We start from the raw sequence: 24,520 nt of genomic DNA, 5'->3' as shown, positions 1-24,520 counted from the left end.
ATTCAGACGAAGAAGACTTCGCCGCTTGAAATGTTTTCTGCGGCCGGGTTGAGGGCCATCAGTGACACGGCGTTGAACGTGGCCATGAGCGGGTCAATCTTTGCCGTCCCGGCCACCTGCTTTGTGATCGCTATCGCGTTGCCCTTGGCCTCAGTCTTGGCATTGCTCACGCACCAGGCCATCATTGGGCTGCCCGAGTGGAGCAATTCACCACCGGCCACCTTGCGCTCTGTTGTCTTGATGGCGCCATTCATGCGCCAGCCCTGCGAGATACCGATGATTTGTTCCATCGATATGTCGCGCTCCGGGCTTGTGAGCTCATCGATGATGTCGCCGATGCCGGCAGAGTCCACGCCGATCGACACCTTCTCTGGCAGCAGCCCGCTATCGCGTACCCGGCAAACAATGTCTGCAACGGAAATGACGTCTTCACCCGGGGTATCAACAATCGTCAGATCGCCGTCGTTTGCAAAGTCCAGCAGCCGGGGGGCGATCTCTTGCCGGCGCTTGAGCACTATGGAGTGGGCCCAGGCATGGGTCCAAAGCAGCCACTTACGGGTGTCGTATTCGCGCCCCAGGACGGCCAAGCCCAGCAAGTCATCCAAACCGCCGCCGTCAATACCCACAACCACCACCTCGCACCGGGCGAAGATATCGTCCAGCGTCAATACAGTTGCACAGGATTCCCAATAGTCAGCACCGGCCCAGCGGTCAGTGCGCAGATTCAGGCCGATTTCGACATTCAGGTGCTTGGCCAGGAACTGCTGGAACGCGCCGTCCCGCTTGGCCATCATCTTCTTGAGCTGGTCTCCCAGCCATTCGGCGCTCACCGAGCGGCCAATATTGGGGTTGGTGATGTAGAAGTTGGAAGGCTTCAAGTACTCCTTGGAGTCAATCATCTTCTGGGGAAACTCGAAGATCACACCCAGAGATTTCTTGTCCTCGATCTTGCCGTCGCGCACGTCGCGGTAGTAGCCCAGCTTTTCCTTGAACACGCCGGCCGGTGGCTCTTCACTCTGCGTTGACAGGAAGATCACCCAGCCTTCTTCGCGTGACACTTGGCCGCCGGTTGCTTCCATGAACATGGATTCGGCATTCGCCCGCTTGCCGAACAGCCAGTGCTCATCGACCAGCACGCGGCCTGACTTCTTGCCGGACACCGTATCGGTATCGGCTGCAACCACCTTCAGGGACGCCCGATTCACCCGGTGGGTAATAGTGCGCACGTGGTCCTGAATGTGGAAGAGCGCCATCAGCTCGTCATCGGCCCGGACCATGCCCGCGGCTGGCTTGAAACTGTTGTCGGCCACTTCCTTTGTCGGCGCAAGGATCAGGTGCTCTTCGTCTTCGCGCCAGCACAGAATCAAGGCGGTCAGCATGATGCCCGCCGCTATCGTGCTCTTGGTGTTCTTTTTGCTGATCAGCAGGAAGAACTCGCGGATCAACTGCTTTCCGGTCTCCGAATCGTAGGCCCCAAAGATGGCGGCTACAAAGTCAAAGACCCATTGTTCACTGCACTCGCCAAAGGTTGGCTTACCGGGCAGATCGACCACCCGTAGCTCTTTGAATATGGCCAGCGCCTGCTCGGCGGCATCCGGATATATCGGCGCCGGGATGATTGAGCGCCCTTCGATCAGCCTGCTTTCCCAGTCAAGACAGGCGGTTGTCCAGTCCATTATGGGATCTTCTTACCGCCGGTTGCCACCAGCTTGGGAGGTGCAGACGGTGCGAACCGGCCAGCCGCTTTGGTCTTGGCATTGGCGTTGGCCTCATCCTTCTTGCCGCCGTCCCCGCGCTTGGTGTGCGTATATTGCACAGCAGCAATGGCCGCACGGACCTGCAGGGACGTCGCCTTGACCTTGCCGAGTGCCACGCTCTGCAGCATCTCCAGCATGTTCAGGCTGCCCAGGTCCACAGGTTGCTCAGACGTCCGCTTGAGCGCGCCACCATGCGGTTGCGGCTCCAGTTCAACGGAAACTGCCGCAGCCTTCTGGTTTGATTTCGAATCCGCCTTGGCTTTTGGCTTACGCCCAGCACCAGGGCGAGCACCGCCGCTTCGTCCTTTTGTGCCTGCCATTTGATTTCTCCGATTTCAAAAAGGGGAATTTTTTCTGCGCGTGGGAAAGGCAGCGGTCTAGCGTTTTGGCACTGCCAGAGATTCGACCCGCCCTCCCCCATTTGGTGCATACCCCTGCGCTTCATGCTCTTCACGCTGCTTCTGTGACGAGTGGTGATGGGTGCACAGCGACTGCCAGTTGCGCTCGTCCCAGAACAGCTTCTGGTCGCCCCTGTGGGGTTCTTTGTGGTCAACGATGGACGCTGCCGTGATCTGGCCTTCGTCCTGGCACATCTTGCAAAGGGGGTTGGCGTATAGGAAGGCCTCGCGTGCCTTTTGCCATTTGTAGCCATAGCCACGTTGGGCGCTGGATTGATTGGGGGTGCGCCATGCTCCTGCCTGCATGGTCTGGAGCCTGCCGGTCGCCTGCTCTACACGCGGGCGCAGGTTGGTGACGCGGCTCATCGGATGACCAGCTTGATGCCACGTAGGATAGTGGCCTCCACCTTGCCGAAGTCTGGCGTCAATCCAGTCAGGCGGCATGTCAGCACTACACCCACCAGATACCAGCGAACCCACCAAGCCACCTTGAAGCTGACTTCTATCGTGGTCTGGGCCATGGGTTGCTCTCTATATAGAAGCGCATTGGATTTACGCCTGCACGGGTTGGCTGGCGCTGCGTTCACCATGACGCACCTCTGCCGATGACGCGAGTGGTGCAAGCGCGGGAAGTTCCAACACTTTGCCCGGTGCTGGCCGATTCGGCTTCTCGGTGAATGCGGGTCTCGAAATGGATTGGCCAACGCACTACCCAGTAGCCCATGGAGGTAAAGAAGGGCAGTCGGTCTGGGTAGCGGTTGGCGGCTAGCGGATTGCCCTACGCTAGCTAGGGTCCTGCGGGCCTTCACATGGCATTGCGCCAATGTGTCAGTTATTTACAGGGTTTGTGATGGTTGCCATGGCCTGAATCGAACAGGCGACCTTCGGGTTATGGGACCGACGAGCTTCCAATCTGATCTACATGGCGGTAAGGTTGGCTGATCGGGACTCAAACCCGACAAACCCAGTGCGCATTCGTTATTTCCACCCTAGTTGCCCGGTGATGCTGCCGGATTGTTGGGTGCGCAGTGGGAATCAGCCCAAACGAAAAGCCCGCTGAGACGCGGGCGTGGGTAATTTGATGGCGGCCCGCAGAACCTCGGGCCAAGCTCTCTTACGAGTTCACCATTACATCAGCGGACAGGATTCGAACCTGTGGGCACGGTACCGCATTGCTGCGTGGACCACGCCGGGCGTATAGGGCTCTTTAACTCCCGTCCCTGCCTTAGACCAGTGGGTTGCCCCGTTCATCTTGCGATTCTCAGCCACCGCTGGTGTGATGGAATTTGGTGCCGGGAGCCTTTCACCCGACTGGCTTGTGCCTCTTCCTGCCCCGGGAAGTACTCGCTAAGGGCTTGCGCCCAGTAGTGGGATCGAACCACTTCCTTCACCAGATCTCGGCCAGCGAGTTGGAATCGAACCAACCTGCCTCTTAGCGCTTGCGCGCAATGAAAAAAAGCCACCGCAGTGGGTGGCTTTTGGAATCGGTGGCCTTCCACGCTGGAGGGCTCTGACTCTGAGCTACCGGCACCGCCGCCTCCAAAATGGACGGGCGACTCTTATGCCATAGCTCAGTCGTTGGAGCGCACGATATCTGAATTCTTCGCACCTGTCAACAGTGTTTCAAACCTGTCGATTGATTAGCATTTGTCGGCCATCACGCAATAGCAGCGCAAGACCGGCCATGGTCGTACCCAGCGCTCGGCAGGCTTTTACTGGTGCTGTTGGCTTCACATAGGCCCAATTCACAGCAGCACGGTGCGGCGGAGGCAACACTGCCACAGCCTTGGCGATCTTGCAGGCGTCCGCGGAATCGACGGATAGCGGCTTTTCATCAGCCCGCACACGCGGCGGCGGTGGAACCATCCGAAACATGGGAGAGACTGCCGGCGCATTGCCGCCGTTGCACCACTTGCCCCAGTTTTGCAGGCGCTTATCAATGTCACGCTGGTGCGGCTCTACTTGGTGGAAGTCAATCTGTTCCTTCGTCATTTCTAGCCTTTCTTGATTTCGAATAGTTGGCAGCGTTTGCCGTATGTCCTGTTTCTGCAATCGCAGCCATGCAGAACCTCTCCCTTGAACTCAATAGTTCGGTGGTGGACGCATTGACCGCAGGCGCGCAGCTGGCGGGCAAGGTGCTCTTGCTTGCGCTCCAGGATGGTCTCCGGATTGCCGTAGAGGTAAGCATCAAGCGCCATGCACGGTCCTCCCCACGGTTTTATTGATCGCCTTCAGCTCGGTCATCTTGCGAAGGCTCCAGCGCAACCGGGTTCCATGCCAGCCCTCTGGACCGCGGTGGCAGGCATAGCAGAGCGCAATGGACGCAAACCACAATCCCTGCTCGGGCTCGTGCACCTCACTGGGTGCCGGCGCGTCACATACGGCGCAAGGCTGTTCCGCCACGCTGGCGGCATGTGCCGCTTCCGCCTTTGTCTGCGCGGGCTTATTCTTGGATCGCATCAGGCCGTCCTTGGGCGCAATGCGACTTCGACAGGATGCTTTCCCAAAGCTTCCAACAGCGTGGACTTACTGATACCCAAGTGCTTTGCCCACTGGGTGACAGTCATCCGCTTACCGCAGAACTCAATCCATCGCACATTGCGACGGTTTTCGTTCTGAGTCTGGCTGGTAGCCCATCGGCAGTTTCCCGGCTCATATCCGCGCTCGTTTTCAATTCGATCAATAGACATTCCGGCCGGAGGCTCACCCATATCAGCAAGGAAATTGGCAAAGGTGTGCCACCGCTGACACACCTGTACTCCTGCGCCCCCATACTGCGCATAGCCGGTGGCCGACTTGATCTCGCACCGCGCGAGCATTCCCGACCAGATACCATAGGCGCGCGACCGATTCCCGCGCCTAGCATTTCCGTGAACGGTCATTTGCGCGGCTGCTGACTGCCTGCGTAGACAACCACAACTCTGAGTAGCTCCACGCTTCAAAGCTGGGTGACCAACGGTGATTTCAGCACCGCAGGAACACCGGCATAGCCAGTGTCTGTGCGCCTTGTCAGTTTCGGCCTCACGCAGAACGGTCAACCGGCCAAATTGTTGACCGCTTAAATCCTCACGCCATGCTCTTGTCATTCGCCAAACCCTTTCAATATCGTTTCGAGCATTTCAGACCGACGCGCATCCGAAAGGTGTCTCCAAAGAGTTTTTTGAGCATGGTCAGTGCGCAGAAACTCAATCGCTGCCTCATGAAATTCGCGCATTTCGTCGTCCTCCATGCTTTAATAGCTGATCGACTTGGGCACGGGGAAAACACCGCCTTTAGGTCCGGGAAACCATTCGCAATGACCGGCGCCAACCTTCAACCAATCCCTGAAGCCTTTGTCAAAGTTGTCAAAACGTTCTTGAGATTCATAGATGGCCTGTTCTATTGCCATGTGGCGGCGGTGGAACGGGCCGCTTCGCGCCTTGTGGGTTTTGATTTCCACCATCTCGCCCGGCTCCAGGCGCAGCAGGCCATTGATGAACCGGCGCCACTGCTTGCGGCCACGGTCGCCCAGGCCGTCCACGATCCCGAACAGCACGCGGCGCGCGGCGTCGGCATCAGCCTGAGTAATGTCGGCGGGTACCTGCTTGACGAGGGTGATGTCCGTCATGCTGGGACCGCCTGCGCCTTGCGGGCGTCTTCTTCGCGCTTGTAGGCTTCCCACATCCGCAGGTTGGCCAGCCGTGCGATGTCCATGACTTCCTCGGGCTTCAGACGGTAGGCGTCCTTGGCTGGTGTTGCGCGGCGCTCGCATGACACGATGACCGGTGGCTGCGGCCAGCCACCCTGGCGCAGTAACAGCACGCCGCTGGAAGTACTTGGGAGACAGTCGAGCAACTCTGGCTTCCAGATTTCGGCGGGCAGTGCGTAGTAGTGCTTCCAGACCTTTCGAGGATGGGTCACTGGCCGTGGTGGACCATCAACCCATCCATAAGAAACCCGATGCCACCACTTATCCTTTTTGGCATCTGCCTTCAGGTCGCTGCGGCTGATCTTCACTTCGACATCGATGATGCGCAGGTCGGTTGTCACCCCCAGAACGTCGCATTCGTGGCCGGTCCAGTTGCAGTTGTCGACCAGCACCACGCACTTGCGCGCCAGCGTCTGCAGGCTGATGGCCCGTGCGATCATGCCTTCGTTCCAGATCATGCCGCCCTCCGGTATGGCCACGCTACAGTCGCTGCATCGCGGGTGTGTTCGTTGCTGGCCGCCAGCCAGCCGGTCATGCGCGCGAAGGCCTTGGCATCCAACTTGGTACCCTTCCCTGCCGGGCTGATGCCGTGGGCTGGAATTCCCAGATCGCCGCAGGTCAACACGATGAGCTGACACCAGGCATCCACCTGTCCGACGTTGCGCGCCATCTTCAATGCGGCCGGGCGGCTCTTGACTGTGGTGAATACGAAGCTGGTCAGGCGGCTGTCTTCAAACACTACGCGTCCGGCGCCTGATTTACGGATGAAGGCCGGGATTTGGTGCGGGGCAATCGTTTGTAGGGACTCCAGGCGGCCACAGCTGAAAGTCGCAACGCCAGTGTTCTGACCCGGATCAATACCCAGCACGATCATGGTCGCGCCTCACCTTCTGCCGGTACGCCACCGCGGAAGCCGGGGCCGGGCCAACCTTGGATTCCAACGCTGCCCACATCCCGGCGTACAGCTCCTGATCGTCCAACCTCATGGCTCGAAGCCATACATGCTCCACCCAGCCCGGGTGTGCGTGAAGCCGGACTAGCCAATTGAGGGCGCTCTGAAAGTGGTCCATGGAATTCCATCAGGAAGCGGGCGGCGGCTTGATGTTCGTCGCGGATGTATGTACAGATGCGGCTCATGCGGCCTCCATATTTCGAGGAATAGCCAGCACATCCAGCGGCTGGAAACTGATCGCGTTGGACCCATCTCCACCGCCCTGTAAAACCAGAGCCGCACGGCCCCTGTCGCCAACGATGGCTGGTGCTGGCGCGGGCAGCCCGCGGCGCGCATATTCGCTATCTGGCGAACGATCTCCGCCCAAAACACGGGGATAGTCAAACGAACCACGCTCGGTATAGGCCTTGTGCGCCTGGCAGAACCGGTGCTGCAGGTAGCTCAGCTCCTTGAGGTCGGTTCGGCACAACTTCACCCAGCCGCCCACGTCGTGGACCGCCGCATGAATTGCCGGATCGTCAAACACCACGTCCTGATACGCCCCAACCCCGGTCGTTGCCTCCAGCACCTTGCCCCAGGCGAGAAGCGAGCGGTCAGTGTGGGTGCCCTGCAGGATCCGCACGATGTCGGCGACCTTGGGAGCGAACTGCCCGCGCTCGGGGTCTTTGGCGTGGGTGTTCATGGCCTTGGCCAACTGCTCAACGCTCAGACCCTCGCAGGCCTGCCACCACAGGTCCAGCAAAAAGGTGCTCACGTCCTGGCGGTAGTACGCCATGAGGCCGGTCAACAGCCGGGCGAATTCGGGTTTGTCACTGGGTTGCATGGCTGTCTCCGTTGGCCCACGAGTCGCCGACCTGCTGGTTTCGGTCTTCGAGGGCGGTCTGCCGGTTTGCGGTAGCGCGTGTGCCCTTGATCCGCATGCATGTGGCTTTGAGGTATTCCGCAGGGTCAGCAGGCTGCGCGACGCATGTCGCCCGCACCGCCTCAATCACGATGTCGTCGCCGTAGTCCTTGCACAACTTGCCAACGAAGGAGCCGCACTGGGCCATGGGCATGCCGGACTCGTTCAGCAGCGACTTACCAACGCGCCAGAGTTCGACCTTGGTCATGTCGGCCGGCGTCTTGACGGCCCCGCCGTCCGTTACGTAAGTAACGGTATTAATCTCTGTTCCCTCTCCCTCTCTGTTCCCTCTAAGAGCGTTTTCCGCATCGTTTCCGGTGGAAGAATGAGCGTTTTCCGTCGGAATTTGCTCAACTACTGGCGGAATTCCGTGGGGGTAGGCGCCGGATTTCCACTGCTCTTGCGTTGGAATTCCGAATTCGGGCTTGCTCTCTTTGGCGCGCTTGACGTTCTCTTTGCGCATGCGTTCAAGAAACTTCCCGTAGGCATAACGCTCTTTGGAAGCGTGGGCTGCCAAGGCCTTTTCAGCAATGACAGCGTGGTACAGGCGACCGTCACTGCATTTCACAAAACCGGCCAGTGCTTCTGTTCGCACCTTTTTCCACTCCCTGACGACGCGACCGAACCCGGCAAGGTTTGACAGTTCCACGTCGTCGTCTGGAAGAGATGCCGCAGGCACCTGATGCCATGCCGCGCACCAAAGCAGAACGCCAGCACGAAATGCCTCGCCATTTGGCTGCGCAGCGAAATGGGAATCTCGCAGGCGTCGAACGTCGAGCTCCATGTACTGGAAGTCGCTGAGATCGCAATCTGGCGGGGTGAGCGGGCCCGGAAGTGTCAAAGTGCCCCCTCGGTCTGGTGTGTATGCACCCTCGACCGCCAAAGCGTGGCCACCATGCGCCCACCCTGAACTTTGATATTCCCAATGGCCTCAATGAGTCCAGCATTTCGGGCGCGGATGGCGATGGAGCCCCACGCCTTATCGGTGGGCGCCTTGATCGTGGAAAACTCCTTGCGCACATCCTCTACCGTGAACTGCTGGTGACTCTTGGCGAAGGTGCGCAGCGCTTCCATGGCCACTGCCTGCCACTCTGCGCCGGCGCGGTCAGCGGCTTGGTGGGCCTTTGCATGGCCGATATCGCGGCCAGAAAAATCGAGGGCTGCCTGGTTCATGCTGCAAGCCCCTGCCAAATGTTGCCACCCAACTCGCGCCAAGACCGACCTTGACGCATATCTGCAACCATGGTCGGGTGGACGCCGGTGACCTTTGCAATGTCATATACGCGCATGCGGCCGGCAGACAGCGAGCGAATCTCGCGGGCTTTGTCCATGGTGTTCTTGACGTTGGCGCGGCGGCGTGCACCCAGAGTCAGGGCAATGCGTGCAGTGGGGCTGTGCTTCGTCACGCCGGCCTTTTTCCGAGCCTTTGCCCAGTCCTTGCGGGTGCCGCAGGCCAGATGGCCATCAAGCACGCAGGCGTTGTTGCAGCAGGTCTTGTAGACCAAATGACCGGCAGGTATGGGGCCATGCTTGGCTTCCCACAGTAGCCGCACAACTGGTGCGTTATCTGTGCGGTGCTTTTCCAGGTTGTGCCATGGAACGACTGGCGTCACACCCTTGCAGGCGAACTTCCCTTGCCATTCAAGGCAGTCACCAACCTCGACGGCTGCGGCCATGCCAGCCGCGAGCTTTTTAGCGATGGATTTGGCTTTCATGCCATGCGCCCTTTTTGCGATTCATTGAAATAGGCAGCCCTACCCCTGCGCTGGGCAGCGATCCACGCGTCAACGTCTACGGGTTCGATATGCGCCAGGTCATCAAGGCTGGGGCCATGGGTGCAATCCGGCTCTTGCGGCAACCATGCGCGGGTGGTGTTGGTGTTGCTATGCACCCACTGGTGGCAGGCCTGGCACAAGAGCACCAAGATTGCCGGGTTGGCGCGCAGGGCCGCAATCTGGAAGCTCCAGACGTGATGGATGTGAAAGGTCGGCTCGACCGCCCGGTCTACCGTTCGCCAGTCCTTGCCGCAGTTGCGGCAGCAGGCGTCGTCACGCGCCCATACGGAACGCACGCATGCCTTCCATTCATCGGATCGATAAAACTCTTGGCGCAGGGGTGTCGCTCCACCCGCCCATCGCGGGTTGGCTTCCGGTGGCGCGTCCTTCAGCCAATGCTTTCCGTCGCGCAGGTAAGGCACCCGACCATCGGCGACGGTCGCGGCGCGGATCTTCTCCAGGCTTTCTGGGCGGTGTTTTCTTCCAGCGAAGGCGCTACGCTCACCGGCCTTGAAGTGCACGCCAGTATTACTGCCACGCGGCCTGGTAGCGATGTTTGCCTGCCTTAGCCAGTACGGCACGGTCTTTGTGTCACGCTCATAAAGCCAGCCGATGTCGGGGCAACCCAAACCCAGAGTCACGTAGAGGTGTTCGAGATGTTCCGGCGTCGGGCGCGTGTATGGGGATTTAGTAGCGCTCATGACCGACGCTCCATCGGCACATCGAACCCGGTGAAGCTGGCCAGCTTGATCTTCTGGCGAAGAAAGTCTTCGTAAGAGGTCATGCCACAGCCCTCATCACCAACTGCATTTCCTCTGCGCAAGTGAGCTGGACATTCATGTTGTGCCACTGCGCAATCGCGGTATTGCCGCATGTGTATTGAAATCCCATCGCCTTGTCTCCGGGCAGGTCGCGCTGGTGCTTTCCATCGTGGAGATAACCTGATACGTGAGGCGCGTACAAACCGGCCTCGGCGGCCAGTTGGGCCTGCGTCATGTACTTGACCCGGCGAAGCCTCCAGCACAGCTTCACAGCATCTCTGTATGTCTTGCATTGCCTGACAAGTTGAGGGTCAACTACGCTGGGGGCGTCGAGCCTCCCAAGGAGCGGGAGCTCTTTCTGTTTCATGGGTGCCTCCATGGGGTGAATACAAAAATGCAATGGGATTACCAGTTGCATTACCGGTTGACGCGGGTCAAAACTAAGTTCATGTTCAAACCCGAAATCAAAGCCTTTTTGGTGTGCCCGTTCTGCCTTGATGCCGCAGGAGGCACCCCGCGACAGTGCGCGGCATTGGGACACACCAAGAAAGCCACGACGGGCTCGGAGGGAGCGCGCGCGATGGCGCAGCGTGGAAGTCATTTAGGCGACGGCCTCAAGCTCTTTGACCCAAGCCCAATACGCACGCTCGAAGGCAGCGTGTGCCGCGCTCATGGGTGGATATGGGTTGGCGACGTGGACGTTTTGGCCGAGCTCAGCCGCCGTGCGGGCTTGTTCGAAGATGGTGTCTTTGCTGACGATGGGGCCGTCCATGGGTCAGACCTCCCGGAAGTTGGTGGGCAGCCCGCAGTCAATGGAGAATGGAGTTCTCACACAACCACGTCCATTGAAAGGGGCACCCATGGAAAAGAAGAATTTCTTGATGCTGCTGTCGCTGACTGCAAGCAATGCAGCAGTAGGCAAAGCCGTGATTGGCCGGCTCAAGGAGAAGGTCGATCCGGCGGCATCACCGCTTTGGATAGATTCGCGCGGAGTAGGCGTGTTCATCACGACCGATCTCCCCGTGTACAGGATTTGGTACGAGGCGTTTCCGGACAATATTGCTCGGGAAGATCAGATGACGATGAAGAACGTGGTGCTTGTGCAGATTGGTCCGGACTGGTACGCAGGGGACAATCAGACGACGTATGGGGCGTGGCTGAATTCACGTTTCCCAAAGAACTGACGCGCCAGGGCAGCACATCGCGCAATTGCACGGGATTGCCTGCAAACTCTTCTTTCAGGAACACATGGTTCACGCGGGCGTGCCAGTCAGCCGCCCAGGTGATGAGGCTGGAATTGGCCATCGCCATGAAGAGCTTGGTCATTCGCACCTCAAGCCCCCTGCACTGCTGAAGCGCCTTCGGGGTCTTTGAGCTCGGGCACAGTGAATGCCGCAATGTGCGGAAAGAACAACCGAACGGTCTCGATGCCAGGGTTCGAGGTTGTTCCATCTCTGATCTTCCAGAGGGTGGTAAAGGGCACGCCAGAAGCAATGGCGAGTTGCTGCACCTGGGCGTGCGACAAGCCTGCCAGTTGGGTGCGAATACCGGATATGGCGGGAATTTGTATGTCCATAGGCCCTGAAGATACCGCATTCGGTATTTCAAGTCAACCGAATTCGGTAGGGCTATTGCGTTACGTTCCCGCGATGAAGAAAAAAGACGTGAAAAAGGTGCTCTGGGAGAACATCGAACGCTTGATGCGCCACCACTATGGCAAGAAGAACATCACAAAGCTCGCCAGTGAAAGCGAAGTTGGAAACGGCACAATTCAGCGGATTGAAGAGCAGAACACGAGCGTCGGTGTCGACAATCTGGAAAAGATCGCCGATGCGCTGAAGGTGGAGATTTGGCAATTGCTGGTACCCGGTATTGACCCGGCCAACCTTCCTTCCATCGGTGATTCGGGTGGCGGATGGGATCTGCCAATGGTCAACAAAAACAGATACGAATCCCTACCCCTCGAAAATCGCGTCTTTGTGCAGGGATACTTGCAGCGCGTTATTGAAGAGCAAGAGGCCGCCGTCCAACACAAAGCAAACGGCTCCACAAACAGTTAGCCTTATTTACTAAACCATACCTAATCTGGGAAAATCCTACCATCCCCCAAAATGGTGAAATTGACATACCCAATCCATAATCAAAGAGATGCATAAGATTATTTATATCGTGCTGATGGCATTGGCTCCTTCGATTGGGAATGCTGCCTTGTCACGCGAGGCCTGCGCAATGACCCTTGGGTCATCCCAATTTATGGAGGTTGATCAATCTGCAGTAGACGCTTGTGTAACGGAATCGGAGCAAAAAGACAAAGAAGAATCTGCCAATAGGCAAAAATTAATTAATTCGAGAATTGCCTCTAAAAGTAAAAAGGTATTTTTGCAAAACTTCAGTATCGGATATATGGATTCACTGGGCGGCGTAAGAGTGGATGCCATAATTTCCAATCCGAACAAAACCTCTGCAATTAAATACCTGCAAATTAAAGCCACCCCGTTTAATGCAGTTGGCGATAAGGTAAGGTCTGACATAAACGGGGTCTCGACTACCGACCTTTTATTTACCGGCCCATTGAAATTTGAAGCAGAAGACTTCGAAGAATCATGGAGTCGCGTCTGGTACAGCCCTTCAATAACATGCATTCACGTGGAGCGTATCGTGGTGGAGTTCATGAATGGACGGGTAATGACAATGGCGGGAAAAACGCTGAATGATGCCCTTGGTGGGAAAATCGCTAAAGACTGTCGCGCTAAAGAGGCAGGCTAGAAAAGAACAAATTAACCGCGCCCACGCGGATCGTGGGAAGCTGGTAGGAATTAAGTCATGATAAAAATAGTCCCCACTTGTCGTTATGACCATGGGCCACTTGATAAGGTCAATGGGAAATTCAGCATGGGAGAAATCATTTACGAGAAGCCTACGGGAATGATCGCACAGTTGAACCCAGATTGGAAAATCATGGCAAACCAAACAGGGCAACTCTTCATTACGAACATTTTCCAGTGTCCGAAATGCGGCTATACCGAGCTTCATGATGACCATGAGGTGCCCGAGCTATGACCGTCATTCAAGGACATTCAGGATGGCCAGGAGCCCCTAAAGATGGCCCCGATTTGCCAGTGGGTGGTGAGCCGCCGTATGATGGGGGTATGGAAACACGTGTTGCCAAACTTGAAGACTTCGCCAAAGATACGAGCGAAAAGCTCGTCACCATCGGCGAACGGCTCGTGCGTATCGAAACGCGTTTGGACACTTTTGCCACCAAGACCGACCTTCACGAAATGACGGCTCAAATGGTGAAGTGGATCGTTGGCACCGCTATTGGGCTTGGTGCCGCTGGCATTACGGTGATGACTTTTGTGCTGAATAACGCCTCGCCCAAAGCGTCACCCCAATCCCAGCAAGCCCCTATCATCATCAACGTTCCCGGCGCACCGGCTCCGCAACTCAATCCGCCAACCCCTAAGCGGTAACGGCATTCAACCCCGAAGACCAGCCCTCCCAGCGAGGGCTTTTTTGCGTCTGATGGAAAGATTTTACTTTCAATATACCGAATTCGGTTGACATAAGATACCGTATCCGGTAGACTCAAATCCAATCGCAACCCAAACGCGACAAGAGCTGGCAAGCGGGGAGGCCAGTAAGCCCGAACAAGTGCGGAGGGCGCTCTAGGAACTGTGTTCCGCAGTGGTTTGGATGCGATGGAGAGTGAATTGGTGTGGTGGGCGTATGGTCTGAGCTGGCTTGTTCCAAGCCGCGTCGGATGCCGCCGACAGATGGGCACGAACCCGAAGCTGTGACAGCAGCAAGCGTGGCGTGTCACGGTGCAAAGGCAGCCCGTCCACCACACCAATTCACTCTCCTTGGTGAGAGCGGCTTTGCCCGATCTCCACCATGTGGGAGGCGCCTCGTCATCCCTGTTGGTGGTCTTCCGGCTTTGCAGCTCTCGGTGTCAAACCACTGGAGTGAGCATGGAAAAAGTCACCAAGCGCTGGGCCACCTTCTGGGCTCCTGGTGCATTCGTCGGGGAGAACTGGCAGGTCCCAGTAGAGAGCATGGACCCCTATGCTGTCGTTTGGCCGGATAACGCATACGCCTTTGTGCTGTGCGAGCGCGAAGACATTGTTGATGGCGGAAAGACCTACCAAGGCACCGTCAACAGTGGCGGCACTGAGCCCCAGTGGTACTACCACCCTGACAGCAAGGTGGAGACGCTGGAACAGGTCAAAGCCAACCCGAGCGCTAAGCAGACCCTGATCAGCAACATGGAGTGCAACGGCTGGGACCAGATCATCTGGACACGCTGGGGCACTTGGCCGCAACCCTTCAACCCGGCGCACATGACTGTGCTGGAACGGAGGACGGCATGAACCACATCACCGTAGTGGCCCACGGCGCGCCGGGCAGCTTGGTCCGCAGCATCCAAGAGAACCCCCAGATCGCGCTGGACCTGCAGAACGAGGTGGAGGAAACGATCCTCACCATTCCCGACCCGCTGAATCCTTTGCGCGTTCGGCTGCAGGCTGCCGTCGACCTCTTCAAGTTGGCCCACGTCCCGCGCCGCCCAGCCGCTGACTTTCAGCAACAGGAAGCCGTAGCCATCGCGGCCGGTCTTTCCTCCGATTCGATTGAGTGCAGGGAGATTGCATCGTGACCAACTCCATCCCCCCATCTGTGGCCGCCGCCCTGCTTTCTGCAGTGCCTGCTGGCTCCATCGTGCACAAGATCGTTGGCGACTTCGACTGGCTGCGCGAGCTGACCTACGAGCCTGACCCAAAGGCACGGCAAGAAATGAGCAATGCCATTGGCCGCCAGCAGGACTACCTGCGGGCTACGGGAGAACGGCTGTGAGCACAACCCAGAATCCTCAAATCAAAGCGACTGCGCCGGACAGCCTCTGCATTGGTCAAAAGGTCCGCCACCAGGATGACTACAAAGGCCAGCGCGTCGTGGGCAAGGTGCGCATGCTCTGCATCGAAGACGGCGCGCTCAAGGTAGAAATTGCCCTGGATGAGCCAATCGTCATACCAGAGCGCGATGGTTACCCGGAGGTGCGCATCCATCGCCAGTATGTGCCCGCCCATGAGGTGCATGTCTACGACGAGCGAGACGAAGTTATTGATGGGCTGCTGACCGCGCTGAAAGACCTGCGCCGTGCGTACGTGAACCTGCTGGAGACCGGGCGCGATCGCATTCTGTTCCTGGGCGGCGAATGCGACCCATTGGACAAGATGGTTGAAGGCGATCCGTACCTGCGCGCCGCTGTTGATGCCATCGCCAAGGCTGGAGGCACGCTGTGAACTGCTGCAACGACTACGGCCAATGCACCCAAGGCCACGGCTGCCCGGTGCGCCAAGCCTGCGAACTGCCCGAGATCGACAAGCCCATGCGCAAGTCTTGGATTGCTGTCAACGTCCTTCTGGCCGTCTTCCTGCTGGGTTCGCTGGGCTACATGCTGGACCGCCACGACGAGCAGCGCTCTACCAGCGAAGCGCAGCAGCAAAAGCGCGAATTGAAGCGCGATCTTGCCGCAGCAAAGCTGTGCCGCGAGTCCATGGGAGGCGGCTTCACCTGGAACACCCAGGGCCAGCTTGTCTGCATTCCACGCGTCATCAAACAAGTCGCCTCGAACCTTTAACCCACCACCTGAAAGAAGATATGACACAAGAGCTCGAACTGCTTGAGCAGGTAGCTGGACCTGAAAAGCAGCCATCACAAGCGGGCGCGCTGGTTGCCCAGCAGGGCAGTCCTGCCGCAATCATGATGCAGGCCCTATCCATGGGCACATCGCTGGAACAGGTCGAGAAGATGATGGACCTGCAGGAGCGCTGGGAAAAGCGTGAGGCTGAGAAGTCATTCCGAGACGCATTTGCGGCGTTCCGTGGCGAGAACATCGTGATCCCGAAAACCAAATATGTGGATCGTGGTCGCGGCGGGTCATTCCATCAAGCCGAATATTCAGAGCTTTGCTCGCGCATTTCGCCTGCGCTTTCCAAGCATGGCTTCAGCTTCCGTCATGACCAGAAGTTTGGCTACAAGCGCCGCATGATCGAAGGCGTTGAAAACGATGTTCCATGGGTCTACGTGACTTGCTACCTGGAACATAAAGCAGGCCACGCCGAAACACTGGAGCTTGAAGGGCCACCGGGCGATCTGTCGGTGAACTCACCAACGCAAAACATGCAAGTCACGGCAAGCTACCTCAAGCGCCAATCACTACTGGCAATCACCGGTACAGCCACTGGGGATGAAGACGACGAGAACGGCCAAACCGGTAGCGATGCTGAAGACCCCGATGCAGTGGCGCGCCAGGATGGGCGCAATGCTGCCATGCAAGGATTGAAGGCTTTGACCGCATGGTGGGGAAAGCTGGATGCCAAACAGCGTAGCCGCCTGCAGCAGGACTTCTCTGGCATGCGCAAAGCAGCTCAGGCTGCAGATGCTGGAGGCGCCCGTGCGTGAAATCCTGTTCCGCTGCTCTTCCATTGGCAAGCTCATGACTGAGCCCGTGAGCATTGACCCCAGTCTGGTGACTGATGAAATTGCCGAAATTCAGGCCAAGAAAAAGCGCACTGATGAAGAGAAAGCCATCCTTGCTGATGCCAAGTCGAAGACCCTTTCCGAGGGCGCAAAGACCTACATCCGCGAGCTGGTAGCACAAGAAATATTCGGTGTCGATTTTGAGGTTTCCAGCAAGCCGATGGAAAAGGGCATCCGTTGCGAAGGCGAGTCGATTGCTTTGCTCAACCGTGTGCGCGGCCTGTCCCTCGTCAAGAACACCGAGCGGCGGCAGAACGGGCTCATTACTGGCGAGTGCGATTTGTATAACGCACCCATCAGGTTGGGCCATGACCTCAAGACCTCATGGTCAATCGGCACCTTTCCTATTGTCGTGGCTGATTGCAAAGACTCTATCTACGAATGGCAGATGCGCGGCTACATGCAGCTCTGGGATGCCCAACGATGGTCAGTGGATTACGCCTTGGTCAACACACCTGATGACCTGATCGGATACGAGCCTCCGGCAATGCATTTCGTTGACCATATTCCAGAGCACCACCGTATCACCTCATGGGTGGTCGAGCGCGATATGGAAAAGGAAGCCGCCATGGCCGTCAAGATCGCCGCCGCTCGAATCTATTACGTCCAGGTGCTAGAAGAGTTTGACCGCACTCACCGGATTGGTGCCGCAGTTGCCGCAAGCGCTGCCAGCACGCCCCCGCCAGCCTCCCCCATCCAAGTCCCCGAAGTCCCGGCCATCGCCGTGGAAGAACTCGTCTTTTAAGGAGTCACCATGTCAGAAGTAGTTGAAGAAGTTGAAGTACTGGACCGCGCAGAAATCAGCGGTTCGACGGTCCTGGTGCAATACAGCAAGACCGAAGCCGATCTGGCAGCGCTGCGCAAAAAGCATGCGGGCGTGGTGTTTGATCTGACCACCACCAAGGGCGACAAGGAAGCCCGTGCCGCTCGCCTGGAGTTGGTAACCCTGCGCACCAGCCTTGAGAAGAAGCGCAAGGAATTCAAGGCGCCTGCACTGGAGTTTGGCAAGAAGATCGACAGCGAAGCCGAGCGCATCACCAAGGAAATCGTGGCGCTGGAAACCCACATCGATTTGCAGATCAAGGCCGATGAAAAGCGCCGTGCCGATGAAAAGGCCGAGCGCGAGCGCATCGAAGCTGCCCGTGTGCAGGGCTTGCGCGACAAGATCGCCCTGATCCGCGCATGCCTCACGCGCTGCGAAGGTATCACCGCAGAGCGCATCGCCACTGGCATTGCCATGGTCGAAAAGCTGGACGTGAGCGCTGCCGTGTTTGCAGAACTACCACATCCGAGTCCGCGCTGGGCGTTGCAATGACCGCAAGTTGCTGCGCAAGTGCATCCACGCGCTGGCCGAGAACAGTTGCTCATTCGGATTTCCAACCGAGCGCGACTTCCATGACGAGGGCGTGACCTTGGCCCTCAAAGAAAACCGCCCGATGACTCACTAACCCGCCACCAACAGGAGAAAACCATGCCCCGCGAATTCAAAGCACCTCAAGCCTACAGCGACCGTCCACGCCCACCGATTGCCCTGGTGCCCGTCACCAGCAACAAGGTCGCCGCCATCGGCTACGACGAAGCCACCCAGACGCTGGCCGTCACGTTCCCGCGCGGCGCCGGCGCAATCTATCACTACCCGAACGTGTCGAAAGAAACGCACCAGGCCCTGGTGCAGGCTGAGTCCATCGGCAAGTACTTCGGCGCCCACATCCAGGACCTGCCCTACGAGAAGTTCTATCCCGATCCGGTCGCGGCAGCTGAAGACGGCCCTCAGAGCGCGGTTGCGGCGGCAGCTGGCGGCCTCGCCCAGACGGCTGTTGCGGCCTAACCCACCACCAACCCCACGAGACTCACCATGAACAACCTTCACACACCCCAGCGCCTGGAAGGCGAAACCCGCGACCAATACGTCATCCGTCGCGCCGAGTCCAACCGCTATGCCAAGGCCATTGCCCACGGCGTTCCATTGCAACACCTGTCCCTTGTGTCCAAGAAAATGCGCATGCGCAAGCACCCCGTGCAGGGTGTCGCCAAGCCCGTCAAGGTACGTGTGCGCAAACCCAAGCAGCCCATCAAGGCCACATGGCCGAAGTCCGATGACCAGGTGCTGCAGAGTCGCCCGGTAATCGTCATGCATCCGGTGCGCGCGCTGGCGCTGAAGTTTCTGAGCAGCAATCCGCCCGGAAAAGGCGGTGTGCGCACCCTCACCAGCCGCCAGTCGGCAACAGTGGCGCGGGCGCACTTCGCTCCCAAGCACTTGGTCGACCAGCTCGCGGCCTAACCAGTTTCGGGCCGACAGCTCCCTGCCTACTGAATGCGCCTCCCTCGTTTGGTTTCCACAGTAAGTCGGCCCACCCCTTAACCCATAAGTTAACTCTGAAAGCACCAAATGACCACTGAAACCCTAATCAAGTCCATCCAGTTTGCAGACCTCCCAGCACTTCGCGCCGAGTTTGAAGGCGGCGAATACGCCGGGATCGTCACCCAGAAGGACGGCACCAATGTCGCTGTCATCCGACTGCCCGGTCGTGGCGAAGACCTGGACCACTCTGGTGCTAAGGCCTATGCCGCAGAGCGCGGCGGCAAGCTTCCCAGCAAGGTCGAGGCAGCACTTCTTGCCAGCAATCTGGAACTCGAAGACGACTGGTATTGGATCGACGAAGACTACGACGCTTCGTTTGCCTGGTGCTTCACCTCAGATGGCGACACGAACCTCACCCACAAGAGCGCCGAGGGCGGCGCTCTGGCAGTCCGCTTGATTCAGATCACCGCTTAGTTCTTCAATCCTTTTTTTCACAGGAGCCAACTGTGTCTCTTATCACCATTGAAACCATCGAGGCCAAGCAAACCGAACTTGGCGCACTCATCCAGAAGTTCAAAGAGCAGTCTCAGGTCAAGGTCATCAAGATCGAAGGCCGCACCATTGAGCTGCGCCCCGGCGAATGCTATGCCGGCGCCAAGTTGGATGAGCATGGAAACCACCTGCACGATGTCATCGTCCTGGCTGCGCGCTCAGAAGAAAGCTACACCTTCGACGGTGCCCAGCAGTGGGCAAAGGCTGCAGGTGGCGATGCGCCATCCCCCGAAGAGTGCGCGCTGATCAAAGCCAACTGTCCCGGCCTTATCACTCGCTGGACCTGGACCAACAAGACCCATGAGGAAAACGCATCGTATGCCTGGTGCTTCACCTCAAATGGCACCGCCGGCCGCCCCAAGAGCGCCGAGGGCGGCGCTCTGGCAGTCCGCAGATCTTGATTCTTTGGTCCTTTAATTCTTTGAACTGAGCCGCGCCAACCATGGCCATCCACACCCAACTTCCAATCCACCGAACCGGCATCAAGCTGCTTGATCTGGCTATCAAGGCCCAGGTGCAGATGCCGCGCACAGTAAAGCGTGTGCTGGGCGAGAAGATCATCCAGCACTGCGTGGATATGTTGGACCTGATGGCTCTGGCCAACGCCTCCCAAGGCGATATGCGAACCGACTACATCAAGCAACTGCTCACGCGTGAACGTGCAGCCAGTGTTCTATTCCGTGTCAGCTTCGATGCCAGGCATATCGGACCTGAGCTGTGGGCTGACTCGATAGAGCTGCTGGGTAGCGTCGGCAAACAGGCTGGTGGCTGGCTCAAACGTACGAACAGGGCGCCTGCTGTATGACGGTCAAGGCCCTCATGCCTGTGCGCATAGTGAATCTGGTCGCGCCGCTGGCCCACAAGGTCACCGACATGCACACCACGGATACCGCCGCGCCCGCGCTGGTCTGGTCCGGTGCAGCTCCCCATCTGATCGGCTCCGGCCTTCGGGCGGGTGGCCTCAATAGCGCGAAAGGTACGCATCGTATGCCTGGAATTGCATTTAATGCGCTGGCGATGTATGATTGCGATACCTCGAAAGAGGGCGGGATTGGCGTCCCGGAAGATAGGCGCATAAGCCGCGCCCTCACTCAGGTCTGCGGCTTTTTTCATGCTCGCTTTACGGCGGGCTGTGCGGGGGCATCGAAAGATGCGCCGGTCCTATCCCGGTACGCCAACCCTGCACAGTCTGCCACCCATGATTGGCGTCGTGGTGGGCAGGTTCAAAACCTGTCGATAGGAGTCGCAAATGAGCAACCCATACGGAAACACAAAGCACGGCGGCCATGGAACGCTGACCTATGCCCGATGGAAATCCATGATGCAGCGGTGCAGCCCCACAAATGCACACCTGCACCCCAGCCATGCTGGAAAGGGCATTGTGGTCTGCGAACGATGGCAGGACTTTGCATCATTCCTGACAGACATGGGCGAGTGCCCCAGCAAGGAAATGACACTGGATCGCATCGACTCCAGCAAGGACTACGAGCCAGGGAATTGCCGCTGGGCAACGATGGCGGAGCAAAACCGAAACCGCCCAAGCCATGCGGTCATGCTCACGCACAACGGAGTTACCAAGAGCTTGACGGAGTGGGCGCACGAAACGGGGATCACGCCGAACGCGCTACGCATGCGCATTGCAAAGCTCGGATGGAGTGTCGAAAAAGCACTCACCACAACAAAGCAACCCGGCAAGTTTCAGCCTCGCTGATCCACCAGTCGGGAAATTCTTACTTCGGCCTGCTCCGTCAGGCAACTCACAGCCACGCCGACCGCGCGCTGGTGGCAAACCTGCTGCGCAAACGCGGACACGTCATCAATGGCGACCTTACCAAGACTTTCAGGAAGAAATCATGATCAAAAACGCCTTTATCTATCGGCTGGTCAGCCCAATTGGGACGCCAGTGCATCAGACCTTGGAGGATGCCCTGCAGGTAGCTGCATTCGTGCCGTGCGGAGCCACGCAAGAGAAATCTATAGGCTGGGTGCCGCCACGCGGGCATGAGCACGGCGCGCTGCTGGAGTCAGTAGGCGGTCAGTGGATTCTCAAGCTGATGACGGAAATCAAGTCTGTTCCTGCGGATGTTGTGAAGCGCACTGCACAGGAGCGCTTTGCCCAGGTCGAAGCAGAGACCGGCCGCAAGCCAGGCAAGAAGGAGCGGCGCGAAATAATGGACGACGTGCGCATGGCTCTGCTGCCGATGGCGTTCTCAAAGCAGTTCGCTACTCTGGTCTGGATTGACCCGGTGGAGCGCCTGATGGTGGTCGATGCAGGCAGTCAGGGCAAAGCCGACACGGTTGTCACTGCCCTCGTGCGGTCCATTGAAGGACTGGCGCTGCACCTGATCAGCACGCAGACGTCGCCCGCCGCCGCAATGGCTTGGTGGCTGAGCATGAAGGAAAGCCCCAACAGTTTCACCGTGGACCGCGAGTGCGAACTGAAGGCCTGCGACGAATCTAAGGCGGTGGTCAAGTACGGCCGTCACGCACTGGATATTGACGAAGTGGCCGCCCATATCGCCCAAGGCAAGATGCCGACGCGCCTGGCGCTGACCTACAACGACCGGGTGTCGTTTGTCCTGACTGAGGGTCTGCAGCTCAAGAAGATCACCATTTTGGACGTGGTGTTTGATACGCACCGCAGCATCTCTGGAGAACTTGAAGAGATATTTGATGCCAATGTGGCCATCACGACAGGTGAACTGGGCAAGCTGATACCTGCGCTGATCGACGTGCTTGGCGGGGAGGTTTCCGTAACAGAAGCTGCCGAAAGTGAAACGCATGGGGCGAATAGCGAAACACCTCCGCACACCGGCGATGGACCGGACCCACTCTATGACGATGCAGTCGCCATCGTGCGCGCCCACAACAAGCCCAGCATTTCCATGGTGCAGCGCTATTTGAAGATCGGCTACAACCGCGCAGCCAGGTTGCTTGACGCCATGGAAGCCGCTGGCGTTGTCTCTGCAATGCGTGCAGATGGAAGCCGTGAGGTGCTGGTGTGAAAGCTATCGACCTCTTTGCAGGTGCAGGCGGATTCAGCACTGGAGCCGCCATGGCGGGTGTAAGTGTCATCTGGGCGGCCAACCATTGGCCAGCAGCTGTTCAGGTGCATGCCAACAATCACCCCAACACCTTGCACGTTTGCCAGGACCTGCAGCAGGCCGACTGGACGCAAGTTCCCGCCCATGACCTGCTGATGGCTTCCCCGGCCTGCCAAGGCCATAGCCGGGCGCGCGGCAAGGAAAAGGCGCATCACGACGCGCAGCGTTCTACCGCCTGGGCCGTGGTCGATGCACTGGAGTGCCACCGCCCAAGACTGGGCGTTGTTGAGAACGTCGAAGACTTCGCAAAATGGGTTTTGTTCCCGGCATGGTGCGCCGCAATAACAGCACTGGGTTATGCAGTATCTCCGCACTTGATCGACTCCGCTGATCATGGTGTTCCGCAACATCGGGTTCGGCTCTACATCGTGCTTACTCGTAGCAAGAACCCATTGGAGTTGACTCTTCCGCGCCGACCGCATGCCGCGGCGTCCAGCGTGATTGACTTTGGCGCGGGCAAATGGTCGCTACTGGCCAACCGCGTGCAGAAGACCCGCGCTCGCGCCTGCAACGGTAGGGCGCGGCACGGTGATCGGTTCGTTATGCCCTACTACGGCAAAGGTTCCGGGCTCACCGGTCGCAGCCTGGAGCGGCCCATCGGAACCATCACCACGAAAGCTCGCTGGGGCGTAGTGGACGGCGACCGCATGCGCATGGTCACAGTGGACGAAAACCGCGCCTTCATGGGCTTCCCTGTAGGTTACAAGCTTCCGCCACGCGTCCATGACGCAAACACCATGTTGGGCAATGCCGTGGTGCCCGTAGTTGCATGCGACGTCATCAATGCTCTGAGGGCTGCGGCATGAGTAACTTCTACACCCCATCGGAACAGCGCAAAGCGCGCCAGGCCCACCGCTGCAGCTATTGCGGCGAAACCATCAATAAAGGTGACGCATACGACTACCAGAAAGGGAACTGGGAAGGCCGTTGGTTTGAATCAAAGATGCACCCGGAGTGCTTCACCGACATGTGCGAACAGGGTGATGGCGAATACACGCCGTACAGCAACGAGCGCCCAGAGCAGGGAGTTGCAGCATGATCACACCAGACGCCGCCGAAGTCCTGGCAAACGCCACTATCGCGCAATACGTCAATTCCTGCGACTGCGAGACCCCTGAAGACATTGCCAACGTGCTGATGAAGCTGGCCAGCATGTGCGGCCTTGGCATGTCCGCTGTAGCTGGTCGTGACGAAGCAGTCCAACGCCTGCTGGGCACGGCCCAGTGGGTCCAAAAAACCCAACAAGTGATGCCATGGGCGAAAGGGTTTGTCCAATGAAAACATTCCACCGAAATTCCTCACACGCCAAGCGCCAGCACTTCAACCAGCTGCCAAAGTTCTGGCAGCCCAAGATTGACGAACAACAGCAACTCGATTGCAAGCTGACGCATTGGAACCTTTTCGACCTGATCCGGCTTGGTCAAGCCGACAGTGCCACTCTTTGGGACTGGATTGAAACCGGGTTTACCTACAGCCAGTTCATGCGCCTCATGGCCGCCGATGGCGTGGACTTCACCGACGAAGCGGCGCAGGCGTTGGCCGACCAGCTGAACATTTACGAAGACGTGATTGCCAGGTATCGAAAAACTGGCCGCGTTGGCTTCAATGGCCAGCAGATCAACATCGCACGCGCTGCTTGCTATGTCATGGACGGACTTATCGAAATGGACCGACACGGCATTGCCGTGAAGGCAGCGCTCTGGAGCCTGGAGCAGATGACAAAGATTCGGGGGACGATGTGAACATCCCCACCATGCAACCAGTACGCCCAGGTGCAAACGATGCACTGA

At 58.2% G+C, this 24,520-nt stretch carries 42 protein-coding genes and 2 tRNA genes; 24 read left to right on the top strand and 20 right to left on the bottom strand.

Annotation, left to right across the window (positions count from 1 at the left end; all coding sequences use genetic code 11):
• Nucleotides 1-2: 2 nt before the first annotated feature.
• The 19 genes from AAGF34_RS18665 to AAGF34_RS18575 all read right to left on the bottom strand — a co-directional run bounded on the left by AAGF34_RS18665 (nt 3) and on the right by AAGF34_RS18575 (nt 11,004).
• Nucleotides 3-1,676, bottom strand: coding sequence for a terminase large subunit (locus tag AAGF34_RS18665; protein WP_342617212.1), 1,674 nt, complete (start codon nt 1,674-1,676; stop codon nt 3-5).
• The gene (locus AAGF34_RS18660) at nt 1,676-2,077 is read right to left on the bottom strand and encodes a hypothetical protein (RefSeq protein WP_342617211.1); all 402 of its coding nucleotides are present in this window, start codon (nt 2,075-2,077) and stop codon (nt 1,676-1,678) included. The genes AAGF34_RS18665 and AAGF34_RS18660 overlap by 1 nt, the downstream gene beginning before the upstream one ends.
• A gap of 57 nt (nt 2,078-2,134) precedes the next feature.
• Nucleotides 2,135-2,521: an HNH endonuclease signature motif containing protein gene (locus AAGF34_RS18655; RefSeq protein WP_342617210.1), complete on the bottom strand. Its 387-nt coding sequence runs from the start codon at nt 2,519-2,521 to the stop codon at nt 2,135-2,137.
• The gene (locus tag AAGF34_RS18650) at nt 2,518-2,676 is read right to left on the bottom strand and encodes a hypothetical protein (RefSeq protein WP_342617209.1); all 159 of its coding nucleotides are present in this window, start codon (nt 2,674-2,676) and stop codon (nt 2,518-2,520) included. Before AAGF34_RS18650 ends, AAGF34_RS18655 begins: the two co-directional genes overlap by 4 nt.
• Nucleotides 2,677-3,006: 330 nt before the next feature.
• Nucleotides 3,007-3,083 (bottom strand) — tRNA-Met (locus tag AAGF34_RS18645).
• Between the two features lie 204 nt (nt 3,084-3,287).
• Nucleotides 3,288-3,430, bottom strand: a tRNA-OTHER gene (locus tag AAGF34_RS18640).
• A 348-nt stretch (nt 3,431-3,778) separates the two neighbouring features.
• Nucleotides 3,779-4,147: a hypothetical protein gene (locus AAGF34_RS18635; RefSeq protein ID WP_342617208.1), complete on the bottom strand. Its 369-nt coding sequence runs from the start codon at nt 4,145-4,147 to the stop codon at nt 3,779-3,781.
• Nucleotides 4,148-4,149: 2 nt separating this feature from the next.
• Nucleotides 4,150-4,353 (bottom strand): hypothetical protein, encoded by a 204-nt coding sequence (locus tag AAGF34_RS18630; protein ID WP_342617207.1) that lies wholly within the window; start codon nt 4,351-4,353, stop codon nt 4,150-4,152.
• A complete protein-coding gene (locus AAGF34_RS18625; protein ID WP_342617206.1) occupies nt 4,343-4,615 on the bottom strand; it encodes a hypothetical protein in 273 nt (90 codons plus the stop codon). Before AAGF34_RS18625 ends, AAGF34_RS18630 begins: the two co-directional genes overlap by 11 nt.
• A gap of 772 nt (nt 4,616-5,387) precedes the next feature.
• Nucleotides 5,388-5,762, bottom strand: a complete 375-nt coding sequence (locus AAGF34_RS18620; RefSeq protein ID WP_342617205.1) for a hypothetical protein — start codon at nt 5,760-5,762, stop codon at nt 5,388-5,390.
• The gene (locus AAGF34_RS18615; RefSeq protein ID WP_342617204.1) at nt 5,759-6,301 is read right to left on the bottom strand and encodes a hypothetical protein; all 543 of its coding nucleotides are present in this window, start codon (nt 6,299-6,301) and stop codon (nt 5,759-5,761) included. Before AAGF34_RS18615 ends, AAGF34_RS18620 begins: the two co-directional genes overlap by 4 nt.
• The gene (locus AAGF34_RS18610; RefSeq protein WP_342617203.1) at nt 6,298-6,717 is read right to left on the bottom strand and encodes a hypothetical protein; all 420 of its coding nucleotides are present in this window, start codon (nt 6,715-6,717) and stop codon (nt 6,298-6,300) included. The genes AAGF34_RS18615 and AAGF34_RS18610 overlap by 4 nt, the downstream gene beginning before the upstream one ends.
• Nucleotides 6,718-6,976: 259 nt before the next feature.
• Nucleotides 6,977-7,618, bottom strand: a complete 642-nt coding sequence (locus AAGF34_RS18605; RefSeq protein WP_342617202.1) for a DUF6475 domain-containing protein — start codon at nt 7,616-7,618, stop codon at nt 6,977-6,979.
• Entirely contained in the window at nt 7,605-8,537 is a 933-nt protein-coding gene (locus tag AAGF34_RS18600) for a DUF1376 domain-containing protein (protein WP_342617201.1), read from the bottom strand. Before AAGF34_RS18600 ends, AAGF34_RS18605 begins: the two co-directional genes overlap by 14 nt.
• Entirely contained in the window at nt 8,534-8,869 is a 336-nt protein-coding gene (locus AAGF34_RS18595; RefSeq protein WP_342617200.1) for a hypothetical protein, read from the bottom strand. Before AAGF34_RS18595 ends, AAGF34_RS18600 begins: the two co-directional genes overlap by 4 nt.
• Complete coding sequence (locus AAGF34_RS18590) at nt 8,866-9,411, bottom strand: HNH endonuclease (protein ID WP_342617199.1); 546 nt, start codon at nt 9,409-9,411, stop codon at nt 8,866-8,868. Before AAGF34_RS18590 ends, AAGF34_RS18595 begins: the two co-directional genes overlap by 4 nt.
• Nucleotides 9,408-10,172, bottom strand: a complete 765-nt coding sequence (locus AAGF34_RS18585; RefSeq protein ID WP_342617198.1) for a hypothetical protein — start codon at nt 10,170-10,172, stop codon at nt 9,408-9,410. The genes AAGF34_RS18590 and AAGF34_RS18585 overlap by 4 nt, the downstream gene beginning before the upstream one ends.
• Before the next feature lie 79 nt (nt 10,173-10,251).
• Nucleotides 10,252-10,599 carry a hypothetical protein gene (locus tag AAGF34_RS18580; protein WP_342617197.1) on the bottom strand — a complete coding sequence of 116 codons (348 nt, stop codon included), beginning with the start codon at nt 10,597-10,599 and terminating at the stop codon, nt 10,252-10,254.
• A 234-nt stretch (nt 10,600-10,833) separates the two neighbouring features.
• Nucleotides 10,834-11,004 carry a hypothetical protein gene (locus AAGF34_RS18575; RefSeq protein WP_342617196.1) on the bottom strand — a complete coding sequence of 57 codons (171 nt, stop codon included), beginning with the start codon at nt 11,002-11,004 and terminating at the stop codon, nt 10,834-10,836.
• Nucleotides 11,005-11,092: 88 nt separating this feature from the next.
• Between AAGF34_RS18575 and AAGF34_RS18570 the strand changes: the two genes are divergently transcribed.
• The gene (locus tag AAGF34_RS18570) at nt 11,093-11,416 is read left to right on the top strand and encodes a hypothetical protein (protein ID WP_342617195.1); all 324 of its coding nucleotides are present in this window, start codon (nt 11,093-11,095) and stop codon (nt 11,414-11,416) included.
• Nucleotides 11,417-11,565: 149 nt separating this feature from the next.
• Here AAGF34_RS18570 and AAGF34_RS18565 read toward each other — a convergent pair whose 3' ends face one another.
• The gene (locus tag AAGF34_RS18565; protein WP_342617194.1) at nt 11,566-11,808 is read right to left on the bottom strand and encodes a hypothetical protein; all 243 of its coding nucleotides are present in this window, start codon (nt 11,806-11,808) and stop codon (nt 11,566-11,568) included.
• Nucleotides 11,809-11,881: 73 nt separating this feature from the next.
• On the opposite strand from AAGF34_RS18565, the gene AAGF34_RS18560 reads away from it, so the two are divergent.
• The 23 genes from AAGF34_RS18560 (at nt 11,882) to AAGF34_RS18450 (ending at nt 24,472) form a co-directional block, all read left to right on the top strand.
• On the top strand, nt 11,882-12,292 hold the full coding sequence (locus tag AAGF34_RS18560; RefSeq protein ID WP_342617193.1) for a helix-turn-helix transcriptional regulator: 411 nt from the start codon (nt 11,882-11,884) through the stop codon (nt 12,290-12,292).
• An 88-nt stretch (nt 12,293-12,380) separates the two neighbouring features.
• Complete coding sequence (locus tag AAGF34_RS18555) at nt 12,381-12,998, top strand: hypothetical protein (RefSeq protein WP_342617192.1); 618 nt, start codon at nt 12,381-12,383, stop codon at nt 12,996-12,998.
• A gap of 57 nt (nt 12,999-13,055) precedes the next feature.
• Complete coding sequence (locus AAGF34_RS18550; RefSeq protein WP_342617191.1) at nt 13,056-13,292, top strand: hypothetical protein; 237 nt, start codon at nt 13,056-13,058, stop codon at nt 13,290-13,292.
• Nucleotides 13,289-13,705: a hypothetical protein gene (locus tag AAGF34_RS18545; protein ID WP_342617190.1), complete on the top strand. Its 417-nt coding sequence runs from the start codon at nt 13,289-13,291 to the stop codon at nt 13,703-13,705. Before AAGF34_RS18550 ends, AAGF34_RS18545 begins: the two co-directional genes overlap by 4 nt.
• 498 nt (nt 13,706-14,203) lie before the next feature.
• A complete protein-coding gene (locus AAGF34_RS18540) occupies nt 14,204-14,602 on the top strand; it encodes a hypothetical protein (protein ID WP_342617189.1) in 399 nt (132 codons plus the stop codon).
• On the top strand, nt 14,599-14,886 hold the full coding sequence (locus tag AAGF34_RS18535; protein WP_342617188.1) for a hypothetical protein: 288 nt from the start codon (nt 14,599-14,601) through the stop codon (nt 14,884-14,886). The genes AAGF34_RS18540 and AAGF34_RS18535 overlap by 4 nt, the downstream gene beginning before the upstream one ends.
• Nucleotides 14,883-15,083 carry a hypothetical protein gene (locus tag AAGF34_RS18530; protein WP_342617187.1) on the top strand — a complete coding sequence of 67 codons (201 nt, stop codon included), beginning with the start codon at nt 14,883-14,885 and terminating at the stop codon, nt 15,081-15,083. The genes AAGF34_RS18535 and AAGF34_RS18530 overlap by 4 nt, the downstream gene beginning before the upstream one ends.
• A complete protein-coding gene (locus AAGF34_RS18525) occupies nt 15,080-15,532 on the top strand; it encodes a hypothetical protein (protein ID WP_342617186.1) in 453 nt (150 codons plus the stop codon). Before AAGF34_RS18530 ends, AAGF34_RS18525 begins: the two co-directional genes overlap by 4 nt.
• A complete protein-coding gene (locus AAGF34_RS18520) occupies nt 15,529-15,870 on the top strand; it encodes a hypothetical protein (protein WP_342617185.1) in 342 nt (113 codons plus the stop codon). The genes AAGF34_RS18525 and AAGF34_RS18520 overlap by 4 nt, the downstream gene beginning before the upstream one ends.
• Nucleotides 15,871-15,890: 20 nt before the next feature.
• Nucleotides 15,891-16,694: a hypothetical protein gene (locus AAGF34_RS18515; RefSeq protein WP_342617184.1), complete on the top strand. Its 804-nt coding sequence runs from the start codon at nt 15,891-15,893 to the stop codon at nt 16,692-16,694.
• Nucleotides 16,687-17,517, top strand: coding sequence for a hypothetical protein (locus tag AAGF34_RS18510; protein ID WP_342617183.1), 831 nt, complete (start codon nt 16,687-16,689; stop codon nt 17,515-17,517). The genes AAGF34_RS18515 and AAGF34_RS18510 overlap by 8 nt, the downstream gene beginning before the upstream one ends.
• A gap of 9 nt (nt 17,518-17,526) precedes the next feature.
• On the top strand, nt 17,527-18,087 hold the full coding sequence (locus tag AAGF34_RS18505) for a hypothetical protein (protein ID WP_342617182.1): 561 nt from the start codon (nt 17,527-17,529) through the stop codon (nt 18,085-18,087).
• Between the two features lie 156 nt (nt 18,088-18,243).
• The gene (locus AAGF34_RS18500) at nt 18,244-18,600 is read left to right on the top strand and encodes a KTSC domain-containing protein (RefSeq protein WP_342617181.1); all 357 of its coding nucleotides are present in this window, start codon (nt 18,244-18,246) and stop codon (nt 18,598-18,600) included.
• A gap of 27 nt (nt 18,601-18,627) precedes the next feature.
• Nucleotides 18,628-19,053, top strand: a complete 426-nt coding sequence (locus tag AAGF34_RS18495) for a hypothetical protein (RefSeq protein WP_342617180.1) — start codon at nt 18,628-18,630, stop codon at nt 19,051-19,053.
• 108 nt (nt 19,054-19,161) lie between these two features.
• Entirely contained in the window at nt 19,162-19,548 is a 387-nt protein-coding gene (locus tag AAGF34_RS18490; RefSeq protein WP_342617179.1) for a hypothetical protein, read from the top strand.
• A 32-nt stretch (nt 19,549-19,580) separates the two neighbouring features.
• Entirely contained in the window at nt 19,581-20,027 is a 447-nt protein-coding gene (locus tag AAGF34_RS18485; RefSeq protein ID WP_342617178.1) for a hypothetical protein, read from the top strand.
• A gap of 41 nt (nt 20,028-20,068) precedes the next feature.
• The gene (locus AAGF34_RS18480) at nt 20,069-20,431 is read left to right on the top strand and encodes a four helix bundle protein (protein ID WP_342617177.1); all 363 of its coding nucleotides are present in this window, start codon (nt 20,069-20,071) and stop codon (nt 20,429-20,431) included.
• A 444-nt stretch (nt 20,432-20,875) separates the two neighbouring features.
• On the top strand, nt 20,876-21,337 hold the full coding sequence (locus AAGF34_RS18475) for a hypothetical protein (protein ID WP_342617176.1): 462 nt from the start codon (nt 20,876-20,878) through the stop codon (nt 21,335-21,337).
• A gap of 142 nt (nt 21,338-21,479) precedes the next feature.
• Nucleotides 21,480-22,631: a recombination-associated protein RdgC gene (gene rdgC, locus AAGF34_RS18470; protein WP_342617175.1), complete on the top strand. Its 1,152-nt coding sequence runs from the start codon at nt 21,480-21,482 to the stop codon at nt 22,629-22,631.
• Nucleotides 22,628-23,536 (top strand): DNA cytosine methyltransferase, encoded by a 909-nt coding sequence (locus tag AAGF34_RS18465; RefSeq protein ID WP_342617174.1) that lies wholly within the window; start codon nt 22,628-22,630, stop codon nt 23,534-23,536. The genes rdgC and AAGF34_RS18465 overlap by 4 nt, the downstream gene beginning before the upstream one ends.
• Nucleotides 23,533-23,769 (top strand): hypothetical protein, encoded by a 237-nt coding sequence (locus AAGF34_RS18460; RefSeq protein ID WP_342617173.1) that lies wholly within the window; start codon nt 23,533-23,535, stop codon nt 23,767-23,769. The genes AAGF34_RS18465 and AAGF34_RS18460 overlap by 4 nt, the downstream gene beginning before the upstream one ends.
• Entirely contained in the window at nt 23,766-24,008 is a 243-nt protein-coding gene (locus tag AAGF34_RS18455; protein WP_342617172.1) for a hypothetical protein, read from the top strand. Before AAGF34_RS18460 ends, AAGF34_RS18455 begins: the two co-directional genes overlap by 4 nt.
• Nucleotides 23,984-24,472 carry a hypothetical protein gene (locus AAGF34_RS18450; protein ID WP_342617171.1) on the top strand — a complete coding sequence of 163 codons (489 nt, stop codon included), beginning with the start codon at nt 23,984-23,986 and terminating at the stop codon, nt 24,470-24,472. Before AAGF34_RS18455 ends, AAGF34_RS18450 begins: the two co-directional genes overlap by 25 nt.
• Nucleotides 24,473-24,520 lie beyond the last annotated feature (48 nt).

This window comes from Rhodoferax sp. GW822-FHT02A01 (assembly GCF_038784515.1).
Lineage (GTDB): Bacteria > Pseudomonadota > Gammaproteobacteria > Burkholderiales > Burkholderiaceae_C > Allorhodoferax.
This window is presented reverse-complemented; position numbering and strand designations above follow the sequence as displayed.

Bases quoted from the DNA above. Each gene is read 5' to 3' on its own strand.
- AAGF34_RS18515 (WP_342617184.1), top strand. From the start codon at position 15,891: ATGACACAAGAGCTCGAACTGCTTGAGCAGGTAGCTGGACCTGAAAAG.
- AAGF34_RS18615 (WP_342617204.1), bottom strand. From the start codon at position 6,301: ATGATCTGGAACGAAGGCATGATCGCACGGGCCATCAGCCTGCAGACG.
- AAGF34_RS18550 (WP_342617191.1), top strand. From the start codon at position 13,056: ATGATAAAAATAGTCCCCACTTGTCGTTATGACCATGGGCCACTTGAT.
- AAGF34_RS18460 (WP_342617173.1), top strand. From the start codon at position 23,533: ATGAGTAACTTCTACACCCCATCGGAACAGCGCAAAGCGCGCCAGGCC.
- AAGF34_RS18490 (WP_342617179.1), top strand. From the start codon at position 19,162: ATGACCACTGAAACCCTAATCAAGTCCATCCAGTTTGCAGACCTCCCA.
- AAGF34_RS18625 (WP_342617206.1), bottom strand. From the start codon at position 4,615: ATGCGATCCAAGAATAAGCCCGCGCAGACAAAGGCGGAAGCGGCACAT.
- AAGF34_RS18620 (WP_342617205.1), bottom strand. From the start codon at position 5,762: ATGACGGACATCACCCTCGTCAAGCAGGTACCCGCCGACATTACTCAG.
- AAGF34_RS18495 (WP_342617180.1), top strand. From the start codon at position 18,628: ATGAACAACCTTCACACACCCCAGCGCCTGGAAGGCGAAACCCGCGAC.
- AAGF34_RS18535 (WP_342617188.1), top strand. From the start codon at position 14,599: ATGAACCACATCACCGTAGTGGCCCACGGCGCGCCGGGCAGCTTGGTC.
- AAGF34_RS18455 (WP_342617172.1), top strand. From the start codon at position 23,766: ATGATCACACCAGACGCCGCCGAAGTCCTGGCAAACGCCACTATCGCG.
- AAGF34_RS18570 (WP_342617195.1), top strand. From the start codon at position 11,093: ATGGAAAAGAAGAATTTCTTGATGCTGCTGTCGCTGACTGCAAGCAAT.
- AAGF34_RS18500 (WP_342617181.1), top strand. From the start codon at position 18,244: ATGCCCCGCGAATTCAAAGCACCTCAAGCCTACAGCGACCGTCCACGC.
- AAGF34_RS18650 (WP_342617209.1), bottom strand. From the start codon at position 2,676: ATGGCCCAGACCACGATAGAAGTCAGCTTCAAGGTGGCTTGGTGGGTT.
- AAGF34_RS18605 (WP_342617202.1), bottom strand. From the start codon at position 7,618: ATGCAACCCAGTGACAAACCCGAATTCGCCCGGCTGTTGACCGGCCTC.
- AAGF34_RS18635 (WP_342617208.1), bottom strand. From the start codon at position 4,147: ATGACGAAGGAACAGATTGACTTCCACCAAGTAGAGCCGCACCAGCGT.
- AAGF34_RS18450 (WP_342617171.1), top strand. From the start codon at position 23,984: ATGGGCGAAAGGGTTTGTCCAATGAAAACATTCCACCGAAATTCCTCA.
- AAGF34_RS18585 (WP_342617198.1), bottom strand. From the start codon at position 10,172: ATGAGCGCTACTAAATCCCCATACACGCGCCCGACGCCGGAACATCTC.
- AAGF34_RS18610 (WP_342617203.1), bottom strand. From the start codon at position 6,717: ATGATCGTGCTGGGTATTGATCCGGGTCAGAACACTGGCGTTGCGACT.
- AAGF34_RS18565 (WP_342617194.1), bottom strand. From the start codon at position 11,808: ATGGACATACAAATTCCCGCCATATCCGGTATTCGCACCCAACTGGCA.
- AAGF34_RS18590 (WP_342617199.1), bottom strand. From the start codon at position 9,411: ATGAAAGCCAAATCCATCGCTAAAAAGCTCGCGGCTGGCATGGCCGCA.
- AAGF34_RS18555 (WP_342617192.1), top strand. From the start codon at position 12,381: ATGCATAAGATTATTTATATCGTGCTGATGGCATTGGCTCCTTCGATT.
- AAGF34_RS18540 (WP_342617189.1), top strand. From the start codon at position 14,204: ATGGAAAAAGTCACCAAGCGCTGGGCCACCTTCTGGGCTCCTGGTGCA.
- AAGF34_RS18580 (WP_342617197.1), bottom strand. From the start codon at position 10,599: ATGAAACAGAAAGAGCTCCCGCTCCTTGGGAGGCTCGACGCCCCCAGC.
- rdgC (WP_342617175.1), top strand. From the start codon at position 21,480: ATGATCAAAAACGCCTTTATCTATCGGCTGGTCAGCCCAATTGGGACG.
- AAGF34_RS18630 (WP_342617207.1), bottom strand. From the start codon at position 4,353: ATGGCGCTTGATGCTTACCTCTACGGCAATCCGGAGACCATCCTGGAG.
- AAGF34_RS18595 (WP_342617200.1), bottom strand. From the start codon at position 8,869: ATGAACCAGGCAGCCCTCGATTTTTCTGGCCGCGATATCGGCCATGCA.
- AAGF34_RS18545 (WP_342617190.1), top strand. From the start codon at position 13,289: ATGACCGTCATTCAAGGACATTCAGGATGGCCAGGAGCCCCTAAAGAT.
- AAGF34_RS18655 (WP_342617210.1), bottom strand. From the start codon at position 2,521: ATGAGCCGCGTCACCAACCTGCGCCCGCGTGTAGAGCAGGCGACCGGC.
- AAGF34_RS18575 (WP_342617196.1), bottom strand. From the start codon at position 11,004: ATGGACGGCCCCATCGTCAGCAAAGACACCATCTTCGAACAAGCCCGC.
- AAGF34_RS18475 (WP_342617176.1), top strand. From the start codon at position 20,876: ATGAGCAACCCATACGGAAACACAAAGCACGGCGGCCATGGAACGCTG.
- AAGF34_RS18665 (WP_342617212.1), bottom strand. From the start codon at position 1,676: ATGGACTGGACAACCGCCTGTCTTGACTGGGAAAGCAGGCTGATCGAA.
- AAGF34_RS18480 (WP_342617177.1), top strand. From the start codon at position 20,069: ATGGCCATCCACACCCAACTTCCAATCCACCGAACCGGCATCAAGCTG.
- AAGF34_RS18660 (WP_342617211.1), bottom strand. From the start codon at position 2,077: ATGGCAGGCACAAAAGGACGAAGCGGCGGTGCTCGCCCTGGTGCTGGG.
- AAGF34_RS18560 (WP_342617193.1), top strand. From the start codon at position 11,882: ATGAAGAAAAAAGACGTGAAAAAGGTGCTCTGGGAGAACATCGAACGC.
- AAGF34_RS18505 (WP_342617182.1), top strand. From the start codon at position 17,527: ATGTCAGAAGTAGTTGAAGAAGTTGAAGTACTGGACCGCGCAGAAATC.